Annotated in this window: 16 protein-coding genes; 14 read left to right on the forward strand and 2 right to left on the reverse strand. The window is 73.7% G+C overall.

Going from position 1 to position 17,287, the window contains the following annotated elements; genetic code table 11:
* Positions 1–6: 6 nt before the first annotated feature.
* From AOM01_RS13205 to AOM01_RS13265, 13 genes are all read left to right on the forward strand, one after another.
* Positions 7–1,215, forward strand: coding sequence for an FtsW/RodA/SpoVE family cell cycle protein (locus tag AOM01_RS13205; RefSeq protein WP_062294380.1), 1,209 nt, complete (start codon positions 7–9; stop codon positions 1,213–1,215).
* The gene (locus tag AOM01_RS13210) at positions 1,208–2,320 is read left to right on the forward strand and encodes a UDP-N-acetylglucosamine--N-acetylmuramyl-(pentapeptide) pyrophosphoryl-undecaprenol N-acetylglucosamine transferase (protein ID WP_228374312.1); all 1,113 of its coding nucleotides are present in this window, start codon (positions 1,208–1,210) and stop codon (positions 2,318–2,320) included. Before AOM01_RS13205 ends, AOM01_RS13210 begins: the two co-directional genes overlap by 8 nt.
* A complete protein-coding gene (murC, locus tag AOM01_RS13215; protein WP_062294381.1) occupies positions 2,317–3,672 on the forward strand; it encodes a UDP-N-acetylmuramate--L-alanine ligase in 1,356 nt (451 codons plus the stop codon). Before AOM01_RS13210 ends, murC begins: the two co-directional genes overlap by 4 nt.
* Before the next feature lie 97 nt (positions 3,673–3,769).
* Positions 3,770–4,783 carry a cell division protein FtsQ/DivIB gene (locus AOM01_RS13220; protein WP_062294383.1) on the forward strand — a complete coding sequence of 338 codons (1,014 nt, stop codon included), beginning with the start codon at positions 3,770–3,772 and terminating at the stop codon, positions 4,781–4,783.
* Between the two features lie 171 nt (positions 4,784–4,954).
* Complete coding sequence (gene ftsZ / locus AOM01_RS13225; protein ID WP_062294385.1) at positions 4,955–6,121, forward strand: cell division protein FtsZ; 1,167 nt, start codon at positions 4,955–4,957, stop codon at positions 6,119–6,121.
* A 6-nt stretch (positions 6,122–6,127) separates the two neighbouring features.
* Positions 6,128–6,859: a purine nucleoside phosphorylase YfiH/LACC1 family protein gene (locus tag AOM01_RS13230; RefSeq protein WP_062294388.1), complete on the forward strand. Its 732-nt coding sequence runs from the start codon at positions 6,128–6,130 to the stop codon at positions 6,857–6,859.
* A gap of 57 nt (positions 6,860–6,916) precedes the next feature.
* A complete protein-coding gene (locus tag AOM01_RS13235) occupies positions 6,917–7,396 on the forward strand; it encodes a cell division protein SepF (RefSeq protein WP_062294390.1) in 480 nt (159 codons plus the stop codon).
* A 21-nt stretch (positions 7,397–7,417) separates the two neighbouring features.
* Positions 7,418–7,714, forward strand: coding sequence for a YggT family protein (locus AOM01_RS13240; protein WP_062294392.1), 297 nt, complete (start codon positions 7,418–7,420; stop codon positions 7,712–7,714).
* A 102-nt stretch (positions 7,715–7,816) separates the two neighbouring features.
* A complete protein-coding gene (locus AOM01_RS14510) occupies positions 7,817–8,716 on the forward strand; it encodes a DivIVA domain-containing protein (RefSeq protein WP_156155992.1) in 900 nt (299 codons plus the stop codon).
* Between the two features lie 100 nt (positions 8,717–8,816).
* Positions 8,817–9,269 carry a TraR/DksA family transcriptional regulator gene (locus tag AOM01_RS13250; RefSeq protein ID WP_062294394.1) on the forward strand — a complete coding sequence of 151 codons (453 nt, stop codon included), beginning with the start codon at positions 8,817–8,819 and terminating at the stop codon, positions 9,267–9,269.
* On the forward strand, positions 9,266–9,859 hold the full coding sequence (gene lspA, locus AOM01_RS13255; RefSeq protein ID WP_169746567.1) for a signal peptidase II: 594 nt from the start codon (positions 9,266–9,268) through the stop codon (positions 9,857–9,859). The genes AOM01_RS13250 and lspA overlap by 4 nt, the downstream gene beginning before the upstream one ends.
* The gene (locus AOM01_RS13260) at positions 9,852–10,769 is read left to right on the forward strand and encodes an RluA family pseudouridine synthase (RefSeq protein ID WP_062294395.1); all 918 of its coding nucleotides are present in this window, start codon (positions 9,852–9,854) and stop codon (positions 10,767–10,769) included. Before lspA ends, AOM01_RS13260 begins: the two co-directional genes overlap by 8 nt.
* Positions 10,762–11,262, forward strand: coding sequence for a GNAT family N-acetyltransferase (locus AOM01_RS13265; RefSeq protein WP_062294397.1), 501 nt, complete (start codon positions 10,762–10,764; stop codon positions 11,260–11,262). Before AOM01_RS13260 ends, AOM01_RS13265 begins: the two co-directional genes overlap by 8 nt.
* A 21-nt stretch (positions 11,263–11,283) precedes the next feature.
* On the opposite strand, the gene AOM01_RS13270 is transcribed toward AOM01_RS13265, so the two are convergent.
* Both AOM01_RS13270 and hrpA read right to left on the reverse strand, forming a co-directional pair.
* Positions 11,284–12,258, reverse strand: coding sequence for an alpha/beta hydrolase (locus AOM01_RS13270; protein WP_062294399.1), 975 nt, complete (start codon positions 12,256–12,258; stop codon positions 11,284–11,286).
* A gap of 10 nt (positions 12,259–12,268) precedes the next feature.
* Entirely contained in the window at positions 12,269–16,516 is a 4,248-nt protein-coding gene (gene hrpA, locus AOM01_RS13275) for an ATP-dependent RNA helicase HrpA (RefSeq protein ID WP_062294401.1), read from the reverse strand.
* 127 nt (positions 16,517–16,643) lie between these two features.
* Between hrpA and AOM01_RS13280 the strand changes: the two genes are divergently transcribed.
* Positions 16,644–17,282, forward strand: a complete 639-nt coding sequence (locus AOM01_RS13280) for a hypothetical protein (protein ID WP_062294403.1) — start codon at positions 16,644–16,646, stop codon at positions 17,280–17,282.
* Positions 17,283–17,287 lie beyond the last annotated feature (5 nt).

The raw sequence follows: 17,287 nt of genomic DNA on the forward strand, positions 1-17,287 counted from the left end.
GGTGGCATGACGGCGACTGCGGCACGACCGGACAGCACCGTCAACGCCTGGCGCTCGCCGCTGACCTCGTACTACCTGCTCGCCTCCGCGACCGGGATCCTGGTGCTGGTGGGGCTCGCCGTGGTGCTGTCGAGCTCGTCGATCGCGTCCATCCGTACCGCGGAGGGCAACGCGTACGCGGGCTTCATGACCCAGCTGATCGCGCTCGTCGTGGGCATGACCGCCCTCATCATCGGCTCGCGGCTGCCCATCACGTTCTGGCGGCGCATCGCGCCCGTGGTGCTGTACGCGTCCATGGGCCTGCTGGTGCTCGTGTTCTTCGCCGGCGAGGCGGTGGGCGGCAACCAGGCGTGGATCCGCATCGCCGGCTTCAGCCTGCAGCCGTCCGAGATCGCGAAGCTGGGCCTCGCGCTCTACCTCGGCGTGGTGCTGTCGCGCTTCCGTGACCGCCTCACGCACCCCAAGCACATCCTCCTGCCCGGCGGGCTCATGGCCGGGCTCGTGCTCGCGCTCGTGCTGCTCGGCCGCGACATGGGCACCGCGATGGTGCTCGTCGTCGTGGTCGCCGTGGCGTTCTGGGTCGCCGGCGTGCCCACCCGGTTCTTCGGGGTCGCGGGGATCCTGGGCGCCGTCGGGATCATCGGCCTGATCTTCTCCGCGAAGTCGCGCGTGGCGCGCATCGAGCAGTGGTTCACCGGCGAGTGCGTCGGCGACGCGTGCTGGCAGCAGACGCACGGCACATGGGCGCTCGCGTCGGGCGGGCTGTGGGGCCTCGGCCCCGGCATGAGCCGCGAGAAGTGGGGCTGGCTGCCCGCCTCGGACAACGACTACATCTTCGCGATCATCGGCGAGGAGTTCGGCCTGCTCGGCACGCTGCTCATCCTCGGAGCCTTCGCGATGATCCTCGTGGCCGTCACCCGCATCGTCACCCGCAGCACCGACCGGTTCGTGCAGATCGCGGGCGCCGCGATCGGTGCCTGGATCGTGGTGCAGGCCGTCGTCAACATCGCGGTCGTCCTCGAGTTCCTGCCCGTCACGGGCGTGCCGCTGCCGCTCGTCTCCTCCGGAGGTTCGTCCCTCATCATGTCGCTGGCCGCCATGGGCGCCCTGCTCGCCTTCGCCCGCAACGAGCCCGGGGCGCCCGAGGCGCTCGCGGCGCGACCGTCGGTGGTGCGCCGGTCCATCGCCGTGCTGTCGCGGGGGCGCCGTGGCTAGCCTCCTGCTCGCCGGCGGCGGCACCGCCGGCCACGTCAACCCGCTGCTCGCCACCGCCTCGACGCTGCTCGAGCGCGGCCACGACGTCACCGCGGTCGGGACGGCCGACGGCCTCGAGGCGGACCTGGTGCCGCGCGCGGGCCTCGACCTCGTCGAGATCGACAAGGTGCCGTTCCCGCGCCGTCCCGACGGCGCCGCCCTGCGCTTCCCCGGGCGCCTGCGCCGCGCGGTCCGGGCCTGCGAGGACGCGATCGATCGGGTGGGGGCCGATGCGGTGGTCGGCTTCGGCGGCTACGTCTCCACCCCGGTGTACCTCGCCGCGCGTCGCCGCAAGCTGCCCATCGTGGTCCACGAGGCCAACGCGAAGCCCGGCATCGCCAACAAGCTGGGCGCGCGCCTCACCGAGCGCGTCGCGGCGACCTTCCCCGGCACGCCGCTGCGCCACGCGACCGTCACAGGACTGCCGCTTCGCCCCGAGATCGAGGTGCTCGCGCGCACGCTCGCGGACCCCGACAGCCGTGCCCGCGCCGCGGCGTCCGCGCGCGAGGCGCGCGGGTGGGCGCCGGACGCGCACGTGCTGCTGGTGTTCGGCGGCTCGCTCGGCGCGGCGAGCCTCAACTCCGCCCTCGCGGGTGCGATCGGCTCGCTGGTCTCCCACGGCGTCCATGTCATCCACCTCACCGGCAAGGGCAAGACGGAGGAGGCGTACCGCGCCCTTGCGGAGCTGCCCGCCCGCAGCCGCGGCATGTACGCCGTGTCGGAGTACGCGCACGACATGGCCGCCGCGTTCGCGGCGGCCGATGCCGTGGTCTGCCGCTCGGGCGCCGCCACCGTGTGCGAGATCGGCGCGCTCGGCCTGCCCGCGCTGTACGTCCCGCTGCCGCACGGCAACGGCGAGCAGGCGCTCAACGCGTCCTCCGCGGTGGAGGCGGGCGCCGCGGTGGTGATCCGCGACGCGGACCTCGCCCCCGGGTCGCTGACCCTGCACGCGGAGAGCATGCTGCTCGACGCGGACGCGCGCGCGGCGATGCGGGAGGCCGCACGCGACATCGGCATCGCGGACGGCGCGGCGCGCCTCGCGGACCTCATCGAGGGCGCGCTGTGAGCGACCGGATCCACTTCATCGGCGTCGGCGGCTCGGGCATGTCCGCCGTCGCGCGCCTCATCGCCGCCCGCGGCTACGCCGTCTCCGGCACCAACCTCACGCAGACGGCGTACTTCGACGCGCTGCGCGACGCCGGCATGGACGTCCAGCTGGGCCACGACGCCGCGCTGGTCGACGGCGCCGCGGCCGTGGTGATCTCGACGGCCGTGCGCGAGACCAACGTCGAGCTCGCGCGCGCCCGCGAGCTGGGGATCCCGGTGTGGCATCGCTCGGAGGCGCTCGTGCGCGCGCTCGAGGGGCAGCGGCTCATCGCGGTCGCCGGCTCCCACGGCAAGACGACCACGTCGGCGATGGTCGCCCACGCGCTGCACGCGAGCGGCGTCGACGCGGGCTTCGCGGTGGGCGCGCGGGTGTTCGGCATCGAGGGTGCCGTCGCGGGCGGCTACGCGGGCACGTCCGGCATCTCGGTCCTCGAGGCCGACGAGTCCGACGGCTCGTTCCTCCGCTACCACCCCGAGGTCGCGATCCTGCTCAACATCGAGCCCGACCACCTCGACTTCCACGGCACCGTCGAGAACCTGCACCGCGCGTTCGCGGACTTCGCCGCGCAGTCGCGCACGGTGGTCGCGTGCGTGGACGATGCGGTGGTGCGGGGCCTCGTCGAGGACGCCCGGGCGCGCGGCGCCAGGGTGGTGACGTACGGGTCCGCGGGCTCGGGTGCGGACGCGGAGGTGGGCCCGGACGGCATCGCCTACGAGGGGCGCACCGTGCCGCTCGCGGTCAGCGCGCCCGGGCATCACAACCGCCTCAACGCGACCGCGGCGTGGCTCGCCGCGCTCGAGGTGGGCGCGGACCCGGAGGCGGCCGCCGCATCGTTCTCGTCGTTCGCGGGCACCGGACGCCGGTACCAGCTGCGCGGCGAGGCCGCCGGCGTGCGCGTGATAGACGACTACGCCCACCACCCGACCGAGGTCGCGGCGCTGCTCACCGCGGCGCGTGACGCGGGGGTGGGGCGCATGGTGGTGCTGTTCCAGCCGGCGCTCTTCACCCGTACCCGCGACCACGCGGCGAGCTTCGGGCGCGCGCTGTCCGTCGCGGACGCCGCCGTGGTCCTCGCGCCCGTCCACGGGGACCGCGAGGACCCCATCCCCGGCGTGTCCTCGGAGTCGATCGCCGCGCATGCGGTCATGCCCGACGGGTCCACGCTGACCCTCGCGGCGGACCTCGAGGACGCCGCGCGCCTCGCCGCCGACGCGGCACGCCCGGGCGACACCGTGTTCACCGTCGGCTCGGGCACCGTCACGCTCGCCGCCGATCAGATCCTCGCACGCCTCGCGGAACGCGATGTCTGAGGTCAGGCGCCCGCCGCGGCCCTCGGCCCCCGTCAAGCGGGCGTCCGCGCCGCCTCCAGCGGCGCCGCCGGCTCCTCCGAGCGCGCCGTCCCCGCGCGTGGAACGGCCGCGCACGGGCACCGTCGCGACAGGGAAGGGGACCGTCGCCACCGGCCGGGGCGGGACCGAGCGCCCGCGCACCGGCGGCGTGCCGGTCACGGCGGAGACCGACGAGCTCGCGCGCGCCTGGCGCCGCGACGGTGCGACCCGACGGCCGGCGCCGTCGACGAGCGCCACGCCCGACGTCTCGGGTCGCTCGCGCCTGGGCGGACGCCTGCGCCGCCACGGCGCGCGCGGCGCGGAGGCGGCAGCCGAGCAGCTCGGCAACGTCACGCTGCGTCTGCAGACGCGGCTCAAGGAGCGGGCCGCCGCGCAGCGTCGCCTCTCCGCGCTCGTGTGGGCCCGGCGCGCCGGCTACGTGCTGATCGCCGCGGTGCTCGCGTGGGTGGTGCTCGCGTCGCCGGTGCTCGCGCTCGACCCGGAGCAGGTCGAGGTCACGGGCTTCGGCACAGTGGTGGAGCCGGAGGACGTCGCCGCGGTGGTGGCGACGCACGAGGGCCAGTCGCTCGCGACGCTGCCGTCGTCCCGCCTCGCGGACGAGCTCCGCGAGGTGCCGGGCGTGCGCGACGCCACGGTCGAGCGGGTGTGGCCGCGCGGGCTGCTCATCGCGCTCGTGTCGCGCGAGCCGGTCGCCGCGGTGCCCGCGGACGACGGCTTCGACCTGCTCGACTCCGAGGCGACCCGCGTGGGCCACGTCGCGGACGAGCCCGACCGCCTGCCCGTGCTCACCGTGCCCGTGGGCAAGGGCAACGAGCGCATCCTCGAGGCCGCGCTCGGCGTGGTCAACCAGCTGCCGGTCAAGCTCCGCAACCGCGTCGAGGACATCAGCGCGACGTCGGAGGACACGGTCACGTTCGTGCTGCGCGACGGTCCGATCGTGGACTGGGGGAGCGCCGAGGACTCCGCCCTCAAGGCGCGCGTGCTGCAGGTGCTGCTCGGCTCCGACGAGGCCGCCGACGCCACCGAGATCGACGTCTCCGCGCCGACCCTGCCGACGACCAAGTCGGCCTGACCGCGGCGCGCGCGAGGCGCATCGTCCCGGCGCGCGAGGCCGCGCCGATAATTCTTCGCGACACGCGCGTGTCTGCGACGGGTTCGGGCCGCGCGCCCGTACCTTCATCAGTGAACGACTTGACATAACTATAACCCTCAACTTGAGGGTTAAGGTTGAAGGGACAGGCACATGGCCGCACCGCAGAACTACATCACGCACATCAAGGTCGTCGGCGTGGGCGGTGGCGGCGTCAACGCCGTGAACCGCATGATCGACGTCGGCCTCAAGGGCGCCGAGTTCATCGCGATCAACACCGACGCGCAGGCGCTGCTCATGTCCGACGCGGACGTGAAGCTCGACATCGGCCGCGAGCTCACGCGCGGCCTCGGCGCGGGCGCGGACCCGGAGGTCGGGAAGAAGGCGGCCGAGGACCACGAGGACGAGATCGCGGAGGCGCTGCGCGGCGCCGACATGGTGTTCGTCACGGCGGGCGAGGGCGGCGGCACCGGCACCGGCGGCGCGCCCGTGGTGGCCCGCATCGCCCGCTCGCTCGGCGCGCTGACCGTCGGCGTGGTGACCCGCCCGTTCGGCTTCGAGGGCCGCCGCCGCGCGGACCAGGCCGAGAACGGCATCGCGACGCTGCGCGACGAGGTCGACACCCTGATCGTCATCCCGAACGACCGCCTGCTCGACATCTCCGACGCGCAGCTGAGCGTGCTCGGCGCGTTCGCGGCGGCGGACCAGGTGCTGCAGGGCGGCGTCCAGGGCATCACCGACCTCATCACCACGCCCGGTCTCATCAACGTCGACTTCAACGACGTCAAGTCCGTCATGCAGGGCGCGGGCACCGCGCTCATGGGCGTGGCGAGCGCCCGCGGCGAGTCCCGCGCGCTCGAGGCCGCGGAGGGCGCGATCGCGTCGCCGCTGCTCGAGGCGTCGATCGAGGGCGCGCACGGCGTGCTGCTGTCGATCTCCGGCGGCTCGAACCTCGGCATCAAGGAGGTCGAGACCGCGGCCCGCCTGGTGCGCGAGGCGGCGCACCCCGAGGCCAACATCATCTTCGGCACCGTCATCGACGACTCGCTGGGCGACGAGCTCCGCATCACCGTCATCGCCGCCGGATTCGACGGCGGCGCCCCGACGCACCGCACCCACGCGGGCGCCCTTGGCGCGATCGAGTCCACGCCGGCCCCCAAGGCGGAGGCGCTCGAGCCCATCGACGCACCCGTCGAGGCGGATGTCATCCCGGCCGCTCCCGTCGCGAAGGACCCCGCGCCCGCGACCGACGCGATCCCCGTGACGCCGCCGGCCCGTCCCGCCGCCGACGCGCTCGACGTGCCCGACTTCCTCCGGTAGGAGGGCGTGCTCGACGCCGGGCTCCCGGTCCGCGCGTTCTTCACCACGCGGGCGGGCGGCGCGTCCGCCGCGCCGTACGACTCGCTCAACGTCGCCACCCACGTGGGCGACAGCCCGGAGACGGTCGCGCTCAACCGCGCGACCGTCTCCGCGTTCGCGGGTGCGCCGGTGTCCTTCCTCCACGCCGAGCACGGCATCCGCGTCGCCGAGGTGACCGTGCCGGCGGAGGACCCGCCGGTCGCGGACGTGCTGGTGACCCGCACCCCCGGTGTGGCGCTCGGCGCGATCGCGGCGGATTGCGTGCCCATCCTGCTGCACGATGCCGCCACGGGCGCCGTCGCCGCCGTGCACGCCGGCCGCGAGGGCGTGCGACTGGGCGCGGTCGACGCGGCGGTCGCCGCGCTGCTCGACCTGCGCACGCCCGCGCAACGGCGCGATCGCCGCGGCATGGCCGCGAGCATCGGCCCCGCGATCTGCGGGCGCTGCTACGAGGTGCCCGAGGAGATGCGCGACCAGGTCGCATCACGCCACCCCACCGCGCGTGCCGTCACGCGGGCGGGCACTCCGGCGCTCGACCTGCCACGCGCGATCGAGTCGCGGCTGGGCGAGCTGGGCGTCGCGGGGGTCCTCCGTCACCGTGTCTGCACGCTCGAGGACCCGACGCTGTTCTCCCACCGCCGCGACGGCGTCACCGGAAGGCACGCGGGCGTGATCGTCTGCGGCGTGTCGGTCCGCTGACCAGGGCGATCACGGCCCTACCGTGAAGACGTTGTCCAGCACCACGACCAGGGGGTCATGATGAGCGCACTGCGCAAGGCGATCCAGTACCTCGGCTTCGACGTGAACGAGCAGGAGGAGTACGGCTACGCCGACCGCGAGCCCGAGCTCGCGCCCGTGACCAACCTGCACGACGTGTCCGAGGTCAAGCAGCACGGCCCCAAGTCGGCGCCCGTCAAGGCGGTGCGTGCGCCCCGTGAGTCCGCCGCGCCCGCGCAGGACCTGCGCCGCATCCAGACCATCAAGCCGCGCAGCTACAACGACGCGCGCCTGATCGGCGAGGCGTTCCGTCAGGGCGTGCCCGTCATCATGAACCTCACGGAGATGACCGACGCGGACGCGAAGCGCCTGGTCGACTTCTCCGCCGGCCTCTCCTTCGGCCTGCACGGCTCGATCGAGCGGGTCACCACCTCGGTGTTCCTGCTGTCGCCCGCGCACGTGGAGATCGGCATCGACGAGGAGCCCCAGCAGGACCAGGCGTTCTACAACCAGGCCTGACCCTCGCGGTAGGCTCGACGCGTGTCCTTCCTTCTTGGCGCGCTCCAGTTCGTGCTGTTCCTGTTCATGATGGCCCTGCTCGCACGCATCGTCATCAGCCTCGTGCTCGTGTTCGCGCGCGACTGGCGCCCCACCGGTGCGGCGCTGGTCGCCGTCGAGGGTGTGCTCACCGCGACCGATCCGCCCATCAAGGCCGTGCGTCGCGTGGTGCCGCCGCTGTCGCTCGGCCAGGTGCGCATCGATCTGGCGTTCCTCATCGTGTTCCTCGCAGTCTCGCTGCTCTACCAGGCCATCGGCTACGCCGCCGTTCGCGCCTGACACCGCACTCTCAAGTGCGTGCCGATACACATGTCGGTACAGTGACGAAATATCAGTACGGCCGGTACCCCGGCCCCTATACCGCGTGAGGTGGAAGTCGATATGGCATTGCTCACCGCCGAGGACGTCCTCAACAAGGCCTTCTCCAAGACCAAGTACCGCGAGGGCTTCGACCAGGACGAGGTCGACGACTTCCTCGACGAGGTCGCCGCCACGATCGCCCAGCTCACGCAGGAGCGCGACGAGCTCGCCGCCCAGCTGGAGCAGGGTGGCGGCGCCCCCGCCGCCGTGCCCGCGCCGGAGGCGACCCAGGAGACCGGCCTGCTCCAGGCGGCGACCGACCCCACGCCCCCCACCCCCACCGGCATGCTCGCGATGGCGCAGAAGCTCCACGACGAGTACGTGCAGGCCGGCGAGGAGGAGAAGGAGCGGCTCATCGAGGAGGGCAAGGCCAAGGCCGAGTCGATCGTCGAGCGCGCCGAGACCGACGCCGCCGCCCGCATGGACGAGCTCAACTCGGAGCGCACGCTGCTCGAGTCGAAGATCGACGACCTTCGCCGCTTCGAGCGCGACTACCGCGCGCGCCTCAAGTCCTACCTGTCGAACCTGCTCGACGACCTCGACCACGCCGAGGGCACCGCTCCCGCGCCGGTCGCGACGTTCGTCGGCGAGGACGCCATGGGCGACGCCGCCGACGAGGCCACGGACGAGGCTCCCGTCGAGGAGGACTTCGCCGCCGAGGCCCCCGCCGAGGACGATGCCGCGGTCGAGGAGGGCGCCTCCGAGGAGGCTCCCGCCGAGGACTCGGGCGACGAGGCCGCCGAGGGCGAGGAGGCGTCGGAGGACGGCGAGGAGCCGCACCCGTTCGCTCCCGTCACGGGCATGACTCCCAAGCTCGCGGAGCAGCCGTACACGCCGCAGTCGACCCAGTTCGGCACGCCGTACACGCCGCAGAGCCCGTGGGGCAAGCCGGCCGAGGGCGACGAGAACAAGCAGGACTGACGCTCGCGACACGCAGGGCGCCGCGCCGAAGGGCGCGGCGCTTTGCTATGTGCTCCCAGGGGGACTACCCTCCTTTCACCAGGCAGAGACGAGGACGATCATGAGCAGCACCGATGTGACCATCGTGGTGGTGGATCCCGCCGAGCTGAAGCCGGCGGATGTCAAGCAGCTTCCCGTGCGTGAAGGCGACGAGGCCTGGAAGATCGCGGACCTTCGTCAGATCGTCGAGGTGCTCAACGCCGACGTCGAGCGCCTCGTCACGGAGCTGGGCGTGACCGAGCACGAGCTCGACGACCTCCTGCACACGTCCGAGGGTGCGGGCGACGACCAGGCGGACGCCGGGTCCACGGCGCTCGAGCGCGAGCAGGAGATGTCGATCGTCAACAACACGCGCGACATGCTCGAGCAGAGCGTCGACGCGCTGCGCCGCATCAAGAAGGGCACGTACGGCGTGTGCCAGTCCTGCGGCCAGGGCATCGGCCGGGCGCGCCTCATGGCGTTCCCCCGCGCGAACCTGTGCGTGACGTGCAAGCAGCGCGAGGAGCGTCGTTGACCTGGAGGCCGGCGTTCTGGCTGTTCGCCGCGGGCGTGGTCGCGCTCGACCAGCTCACCAAGCAGTGGGCTCTCGAGGCGCTCGAACCCTACGTCGAGCATCCGGTCATCGGTGACCTGCTGTCCATCCAGCTGGTGTTCAACTCCGGGGCGGCGTTCAGCCTCGGCGACGAGTCGACGTGGATCCTCACGATCATCGCGCTGCTCGTCACCGCGGGCATCGTGGTCTACGGCCGGCGCGCGCAGGCGCGCTGGGCCGCGGCCGTGTTCGGGATCGCGCTCGGCGGCGCCGTGGGCAACCTCATCGACCGACTGTTCCGTCAGCCGTCGTTCGGCGAGGGCCACGTGGTCGACATGATCAACTACGCCGACCAGTTCGTCGGCAACGTCGCGGACATCGCGATCGTGGGCGCCGCGATCTGGATCGTCATCGCGGGGCTCATGTCCAAGCCCATCCTCGTGCCCACGGGGGACGATGCCGCGGCCGGGTCCCGCGCATCGTCCGACGAGGTGCCGGGAGAGGCCGCGCCGGAGCCCTCGGCGGGCGCCGAAGGCGACGGCTCCACCGACGACGCGTCGCGCCGTGGCTGAGACCCGCTACCTGCCGGTCCCCGACGCGCTCGTGGGCGAGCGGGCCGACGCGGCGCTCGCACGCATGCTGGGGCTGTCGCGCACCAAGGCGGCGGAGATCCTCGACGGCGATCACGTCATGCTCGACGGCCGCACCGTGGGCCGCTCGGACCGTCTCGCCGACGGCATCCTCGCGGTCGACATCCCCGACGAGCGCCCCGCCGCTCCCGAGCCGCCCATCCCCGGTGGCCTGAGGGTCGCGTACGAGGACGAGGACGTCGTGGTGGTGGACAAGCCCATCGGCGTCGCCGCGCACCCGTCGCCCGGCTGGACCGGTCCCACCGTGGTGGGCGCGCTCACCGGCGCCGGGTACCGCCTCGCGGAGGCGGGCCCCCCGGAGCGCCAGGGGATCGTCCACCGTCTCGACGTCGGCACGTCCGGGCTCATGGTGGTCGCGCGGACCGTGCCCGCGTACTCGTTCCTCAAGCGGGCGTTCAAGGAGCGCACGGTCGAGAAGATCTACCACGCGGTCGCGCAGGGGCACCTGGACCCGACGGCCGGCACCATCGACGCGCCCATCGGGCGTCACCCCAGCTCGGACTGGAAGTTCGCGGTGGTGGAGGGCGGCAAGCCGTCCGTCACCCACTACGAGGTGCTCGAGATGTTCCCGAGCGCCTCGCTGCTCGAGATCCACCTCGAGACCGGCCGCACCCACCAGATCCGGGTGCACATGGCTGCGATGCGGCACCCCCTCGCGGGAGACCTCACCTACGGCGCCGACCCGACGCTCGCGAAGCGGCTGAACCTGACCCGCCAGTGGCTGCACGCGCACGAGCTCGCGTTCGAGCACCCCACCCGCGGCGGCGAGGTACGGGTCACCTCGACGTACCCGGACGACCTCGCGGCGGCGCTGGACGTCCTGCGTGGCTGACGTGCACGTCGAGGTGGTGCGCACGTCAGCGCAGCTCGAGGACGCGATGCGCGTGCGCATCGCGGTGTTCGTGGACGAGCAGGGCGTCGCGCCCGAGTCCGAGCGGGACGCGCAGGACGACGACCCGCGCACCGTGCACGTGGTCGCCTATGCGGCGGACGGCGAGGCGCTCGGCACCGGGCGCCTGCTCGCGCCCCATACGGACGACTTCCACGCCGATCACGGTGCGATGGACCCCTCGAACCCGCATATCGGCAGGCTCGCGGTCACCGCGGCCGCGCGGGGGACGGGCGCGGGCCGCGCCCTCATGGAGGTGCTCGAGGCGGAGGCGCTCGCGCGCCACGGGTCCGGCGGCGGCGTGCGTGTCGAGCTGAGCGCCCAGGACCAGGCGATGCCGTTCTACTCGCGGCTGGGCTACGTCGCGCACGGCGACGGCTACCTCGACGAGGGCATCCCGCACCACGACGCCTACAAGGACCTCGTCGCGGGCTGAGCGGGGCCCGGACGCCGTGCGTCAGTCCCCGAGCGAGTCGACGAACTCCACGGCGGCGGCGCTGATCTGTGCGCGCGCATCGTCGTGGGAGATGGTCGAGGTGCCGTCGCCGCGCTGCGTGCCGTAGTCGCCGAAGTACGCGTGGACCGCGCCCTCGACCACGGTGAAGTGCGCGTCGGCGGGCAGGTCCGCGCGCGACGCGTCGATCGCCGCGGGAGTGGACAGGCCGTCCTCGCTGCCCGAGATCGACTCGACGGCGGCCGTGAGCGAGCCGCTGATGTCGCCCGCCGGGTAGGAGGCGAACAGGAGCAGGCCCGTCACGGGGGTGAAGGCATCGGCGGAGGCGTCCGCCTCGGCGCTCATCGAGGCGACCACGCCGCCGAGCGAGTGCCCGCCGACCACCCACTGCGAGACCTCGGAGTGGGTGGCGCGGGCCGCGTCGAGCGCGCCCAGGTTGAAGAACGCGATCCCGAACGGCTGCTTCGTGATGACCACGGAGTGGCCCGCCTCGGCGAGCGGTCGCAGCACGGCGGCGTACGCGCGGGCGTCCACCAGCGCGCCCGGTTGGAACAGCACGCCGGTGGAGTCGCCGCCTCCCGCGGGCGTCATGGTGATCGCGGTCGCGGACTCGGTGACCGTCACCGTGCCGTCCGACTCCATCGCGGCCAGCGCGGGTTCGACCGCGGTCGCGGGGCGCATCCATGCGAGCACCGCGATCCACGCGACCGTCGCGAGGATGCCGCCGACGCGTGCGAACAGGAGGAGGGCACCGCCCGCGCGGCGCGCACGTCGCCACCGCCACAGGGTGAGCGCCCCGAGCACCGCCGTGACGGCGAGCGTCACGCCGTACGCGGGGTGTCCGTGCACCACGCCGCCCCACGCCGTCGCGGCGAGGATCACGGGCACCAGCACCGCGAGCGCGGCCAGCGCGCGGATGGTCCACGCCTCCCACGCGGGGGAAGTACGCGGAGTGTCGGGTGCGGCGTCAGGGGTCATGGCAGGCAACCTAGCCGATCCCGGCGAGCGCCTTGCGGATGCGCTGCTCGCTCACGGGCCCATCGGTCCCCAGCCGCTGCGCGAACAGGGACACCCGCAGCTCCTCGAGCATCCACCGCACCGCCTCGAGCGCCGCCGCGGTATCGGGACTCGTGCGCCCGTTCGCGTGCGCGGCGCGCACCGCGTCGTACGCCTCGATCGCCTGTCCCACCTGCCACGCGAGCTGCGCGTCCTTCGCGGGATCCGTCTGCGCCTTCTCCAGACGATGCGCGGCCGCCTTGAGATAGCGCGCGAGGTGGGGGAGCCGGTCGGGCGGGGTCGTCCGGATGAAGCCGTCGCCCACGAGCGCCGTGGACTGCTCGCGGAGCTCCTGGAGCGTGGCCAGCAGCGCCAGCGAGGTCGCTCCGCGCACCGCGACGTCGAGCTCGCGGGCGGCGGCAAGCGCGGCCGCCGCGTGGCGGGCGATCTCGAGCACGCGGTCCTCGAGGCCGGCCCGCACGTGCGCGCGGAGCGCCTCGTACGACGCCCGGTCGCGCACGGCGCCCGCCGCCGGCGCGAGCGTGGCGACGGCCGCGGCCTGGAGGTCGTCCACCAGGGCGTCGGTCGAACGGTAGGGGGAGGCGCCGAGCGCGAGCGACTCGGCGGGGGACCATCGGGTGGTGACGCGCTTGGTCGCGAGCCCCACCTCGGTGAGCAGCAGCCGGCGGACGCCGCGCGCGTGCGCGGCGTCGCGCTCGGCGGCGTCCGCGAGCACGCGCAGCGCGGCGCGCGTCCCCTCCTCCACGATCGCGGGGTAGCCGCGCGCGACCACGCCGTGCACGGTGCCCTCGACCTCGTCGGGCAGCGCGTCCAGGTCGGGCCACGTGGAGAGCGCCGCGACCTCCGCGACGGTCGCGCTCGTGGGTCGCGGCGCGGCACCACCCCCGGCAGCCGTAGCCGGGGCGACCGCGGCGGGCGACCCGGCCCGGGCATCGTCCCCCCGGCCGCGCGACGCGGCGTCCGCGGCGCGCTGCACCGCGGTGCGCACGGCGGCCTGCGCCTGAGGTGCGAGGGAGCGCTGCAGGAGCAGCAGGTCGTGCGACTCGTCGAGGATGCGCTGTCCGCGGCCGCGGGGCTCCACCACGCGGAAGGTCATGCGGAGGTGGGCGGGCAGGCGCTCCTCCAGACCGTCCCACGCGTCCGCGGGGATCTCGACGTCGCGGAGGTCGCGCACGGCGCGAGCGAAGGCGTCGCGGAAGGGTTCGGCCATGTCGCCGGCGCGGACCACGTCCTCCCACGCGGGCAGGCGCTCGCCCATCCACGCGACGATGTCCCGGGCCGCGTCGGGGGCCGGCACCAGGAGCCGGCGCACGGACTTCGGCAGCGCGCGGATGGTCGCGGTCACCAGCTCGGGCAGCATGCCCGGCACCAGCCAGTCGAACCCGTGGGGGATGACGCGCGCCAGGACGCCCACGGGCACGTGGACCGTCACGCCGTCCGCGGCGGTGCCGGGCTCGAACTGGTAGGTGAGCGGCAGCTCGAGGTCGAGCTGAGGCCACCGCTCGGGGAACTGGGACGCGTCGACGGCCGCGTGCTCGGGGACCAGCTCCTCGAGGGTGAGCGTGAGCAGCTCGGGGTCCTCGCGGCGCGCGCCCTGCCACCAGCGGTCGAAGTGGCGCGCGGACACGATGGTCTCGGGCAGGCGCGCGTCGTAGAAGCCATGGAGGGTGTCCTCGTCGGCGATGACGCCGCGGGTGCGGGAGCGCGCCTCGACCTCGGCGGCCTCCTCGAGCACCCGCTGGTTGCGGCGCCAGAAGCCGTGGTGCGTGGTCCACTCGCCCTGCACGAGGGCGTGGCGGATGAAGAGATCCCGCGCCTCCTCGGGGTTCACCTTCGCCCACAGCACGGGGCGGTCGGCGACGATCGGGACGCCGTAGAGCAGCACCTTCTCCGTCGCCATCGCCGCGCCGCGCCTGGACGACCAGTGCGGCTCCGAGTAGGTGCGCTTGGCGAGGTCGCCCGCCAGCTCCTCGGCCCACGCGGGGTCGATGCGCGCGACGTCACGCGCCCACAGCCGCGACGTCTCCACGAGCTCGGCCGCCATGACGAACTCCGGCGGCTTCTTCGACAGCGGCGAGCCGGGGTTGATCGCGAAGCGGATGCCGCGCGCGCCGATGAACTCGTTGGAGGCGCGCTTGCGGGCCTTCCGCATCTCCTTGGCGCGCGCCTCGCCCTTGAGGTGGGTGAAGGAGCTCGCCTTGAGCTGGAGCACGTCCTGCGCGCCCACCTGCGACAGCAGGCCCGCGAGGATCGACCGGTGGATCCCGTCGTCGTCCCACACGTGGCGGAGCGCGCCCGATCCCTCGGGGTCCTCGACCGGGGACGGCTTGCGGTACGCCATCTCGATCTCGATGGACTTCGCGGCCTCGCGCAGCTGCTGGACCAGGTCCTGCCACTCGCGCACGCGCAGGAAGTTGAGCATCTCAGACCTGCACAGGCGCCGGAACTGGTTGCCCGACAGCGCGTGCTGGCGCTCGCGGACGTGCTCCCACAGGTTGAGGTAGGACAGCAGGTCGGACGCCGGGTCGGCGAAGCGGCGATGCAGGAGATCGGCCTCCTCGCGCTTCTCGGAGGGGCGCTCGCGCGGATCCTGGATGGACAGCGCGGCGGCGATGACGGCGACCTCGCGCGCGACGCCGTGGCGCGCCCCCTCGACGATCATCCGGGCCTGGCGCGGGTCGATGGGCAGGCGCGCGAGCTTGCGGCCCGTGTCGGTGAGGGCGGTGCGACCGTCGCGCACGGAGATCGCGCCCAGCTCGGACAGCAGCTGCACACCGTCGCGGATCGCGCGCGTGTCCGGCGGCTCGACGAACGGGAAGCGCGCCATGTCGTCCGGGCCCTCGACGACGCCGACCGAGATCATCTGCAGCAGCACGCTGGCGAGCGACGTCCGCAGGATCTCGGGCTCCGTGAAAGCGGGACGGCCCTCGAAGTCCTCCTCGGAGTACAGCCGGATCGCGATGCCGTCGGCGAGGCGACCCGCGCGTCCGGAGCGCTGGCGCGCGCTCGCCTGCGAGACGGGCTCGATCGGGAGGCGCTGGACCTTGGTCGCCTTGGAGTAGCGCGAGATGCGCGCGGTGCCGGGGTCGACCACGTAGTGGATGCCGGGCACCGTGAGCGAGGTCTCGGCGACGTTGGTCGCGAGCACGATCCGCCGGGCGGTGTGACGCTCGAACACCCGGTGCTGGTCGGCGGCCGACAGGCGGCTGTAGAGCGGCAGGATCTCGACGCGGCGCGGGTGGCGGGGGTCGCGCGCACGCTCGCCCAGGTGCGCCTCGAGGCCCTCGGCGGCGTCGCGGATCTCGCGCTCTCCCGACAGGAAGACCAGGATGTCGCCGTCGCCCCAGCTCATCAGCTCGTCGCACGCGTCGACGATGCCCGCGACGAGGTCCTTCTCCTCGCCCTTGGTCGCGCCCTCGAGCGGGCGGTAGAGGATCTCGACGGGGAACGTGCGGCCCGTGACCTCGACCACGGGCGCCTCGCGAGGGTCGCGCTCGCGGGCCTCGGCGACGTCGGCATCGTCCGCCGGGTCGCGCTGCGGGAGCGGGCCGCCGGCGGCGAAGTGCCGCGCGAACCGCTCGGAGTCGATCGTCGCGGAGGTGATGACGATCTTGAGGTCGGGGCGGCGCGGCAGGAGGTTGGTGAGGTAGCCGAGCAGGAAGTCGATGTTGAGGCTGCGCTCGTGCGCCTCGTCGATGATGAGCGTGTCGTACGCGAGCAGGTCGGGGTCGCGCTGGATCTGGGCGAGCAGGATGCCGTCCGTCATCACCTTGACCAGGGTGTCCTCGGAGCTCTGGTCCGTGAAGCGCACCTGGTAGCCGACGATCCTGCCCAGCTCGGTGCCGATCTCCTCCGCGATGCGGTCCGCGACCGAGCGGGCCGCGATGCGGCGTGGCTGCGTGTGGCCGATCTGGCCGGCGCGGCCGCGACCCAGCTCGAGGCAGATCTTGGGCAGCTGCGTGGTCTTGCCCGAGCCGGTCTCGCCGGCGACGATCACCACCTGGTGGTCACGGATCGCGGCGGCGATCTCGTCGCGCCGTGCGCTGACCGGGAGCTGCGCGGGGTACGTGATCGGGGGGACCTCGACGGCTGCGCGCCTGGCGGCGGCCGCCTCGAGCGCCCGGCGGCTGACCCGGGGACGATGCGTGGGCTGGGCGGGCGCACCATCGCGCCTGCCGCGTCCGCGCCGGTTCCGCCGGGGCCTGGTCTCCTCGCTCACCGGGACATTCTCCCAGCCCGCGGGGACGGCGGGTCAACGCCCCCAGAAGTGGGGGATATGCAGGGGATTCGGCGTCCCGATAGGTTCGGCGCGCGGCCGTGTGCGCCGCGCGAGCAGAGGGGGAGCGATGCGGGCGTGGCACGGCGTGGTGCTGGTGGCGGGGGCGGCGACGATGCTGGCGGGGTGCGCGACGGCGAAGACGCCCGGGGCGCCGGGCGCGGGTACGACGGCGGCGTCCACGACGCCGCCCATCACCGCCGACGCCGCGCCCGCGACGAGCGGGTCGCCGGCGGAGCTGCCGACGGTCGAGGTTTCCGCGGAGGCGAGCGCGGTGCCCTCCGCCGAGCCGGGTGCAGGCGCCTCCCTCGCGGACGTCGAGGGGCGCTGGTGCCTCGCGGAGCCGGGCCTGCGCGAGGACGAGTGCGTCACCATCGCGCTGCCCGTCGTGCGCGTCGACGGGGCGCCGCAGGACGAGTACCTGTACGTGAGCGGCGACGACCCGCGCGACCAGACGGTCGCGGATCTCGCCATCGCCCCGAACAGCGACGAGTGCTGGACCGCGACCGTCGACGTGTACCCGGCCACCGGCGGCGCGATGCTGGTCTACTGCCCGGGCGGCGCCGCCTCGGGCGAACCCGGCATCGACGAGCCGGAGCATCTCGAAGGCGCGTTCCTCGGTGTCGACGTCGCCGACGTCCTTGCGATGGACCGGCTGTACCTGACCCAGGAGGCGGATCCGTACCCGTACCTGCGCGCCGACGCGTGAGGCGC

It is taken from the genome of Demequina phytophila (assembly GCF_000971135.1).
In the GTDB taxonomy this organism is placed as follows: Bacteria; Actinomycetota; Actinomycetes; order Actinomycetales; family Demequinaceae; genus Demequina; species Demequina phytophila.

Coding starts and splice junctions, on each gene's coding strand:
- AOM01_RS13205 (WP_062294380.1), top strand. CDS start 7: ATGACGGCGACTGCGGCACGACCGGACAGCACCGTCAACGCCTGGCGC.
- ftsZ (WP_062294385.1), top strand. CDS start 4,955: ATGGCCGCACCGCAGAACTACATCACGCACATCAAGGTCGTCGGCGTG.
- AOM01_RS13235 (WP_062294390.1), top strand. CDS start 6,917: ATGATGAGCGCACTGCGCAAGGCGATCCAGTACCTCGGCTTCGACGTG.
- AOM01_RS14510 (WP_156155992.1), top strand. CDS start 7,817: ATGGCATTGCTCACCGCCGAGGACGTCCTCAACAAGGCCTTCTCCAAG.
- AOM01_RS13250 (WP_062294394.1), top strand. CDS start 8,817: ATGAGCAGCACCGATGTGACCATCGTGGTGGTGGATCCCGCCGAGCTG.
- AOM01_RS13270 (WP_062294399.1), bottom strand. CDS start 12,258: ATGACCCCTGACGCCGCACCCGACACTCCGCGTACTTCCCCCGCGTGG.
- AOM01_RS13280 (WP_062294403.1), top strand. CDS start 16,644: ATGCGGGCGTGGCACGGCGTGGTGCTGGTGGCGGGGGCGGCGACGATG.